Origin of the sequence: Vibrio sp. T3Y01, from assembly GCF_013114525.1 — a bacterium.
Classification (GTDB): Bacteria; Pseudomonadota; Gammaproteobacteria; order Enterobacterales; family Vibrionaceae; genus Vibrio; species Vibrio chagasii_B.
The window spans coordinates 1-629 of record NZ_VTXJ01000055.1 but is presented as its reverse complement, the minus strand read 5'-3'; the positions used below and the strand labels follow the sequence as shown (position 1 = coordinate 629).

Annotated in this window: 1 protein-coding gene; it reads left to right on the top strand. The window is 42.8% G+C overall.

Annotation, left to right across the window (positions count from 1 at the left end):
• Window positions 1-60: 60 nt before the first annotated feature.
• Window positions 61-629, top strand: a 569-nt coding sequence (locus F0232_RS24900) for a transposase (protein ID WP_171751093.1), incomplete at its 3' end; no start/stop codon positions are given.

The following is a 629-nucleotide window of genomic DNA, read 5'->3' as shown; positions in this document are numbered from 1 at the left end:
CCACACTCGAATAGTCTTCTGGGTCTCGAGCCCGCATTTGCAAGCAAGAGTTAGCTTATTATGAATACAAACACACTTCAAAACATTAATGTTGGCGTTGATACTGGTAAGTCACAATTAGACATCTATGTCCGTCCACTCGACATTTACTTCACCGTACCAAACACCGATAAAGGCATCAGCGATGCCATTAAAATCATTAAGAAACACAAGCCTCAACGCGTCGTCATCGAGGCTACAGGTCGATTAGAAATGCCCTTCATACTCGCCTGTGATAAAGCTAAATTGCCTTATGTCGTTGCCAATCCACTACGTATTAAAAGGTTTGCTGAAGCCATTGGTCAACGAGCTAAGAACGACCGTTTAGATGCCGAACTCATCGCACATTATGCCGAACGAGTTCAGCCCGAACTTACCAAGCTAAAAAGCGAAAACATACGCCTTATGAGTGACTTAGTCACGAGGCGGAACCAACTACTCACCATACAAACCATGGAAAGAAACCGACTACAAATATTACCCAAGAACATCTCATCGACTATTACTCCGATTCTAACCGCTCTAAAAAATCAGCTTGAAAAAGTAGAGGCAAAGATAGAAAAGCTGATTGAGAGCTGCCCTGAATATCA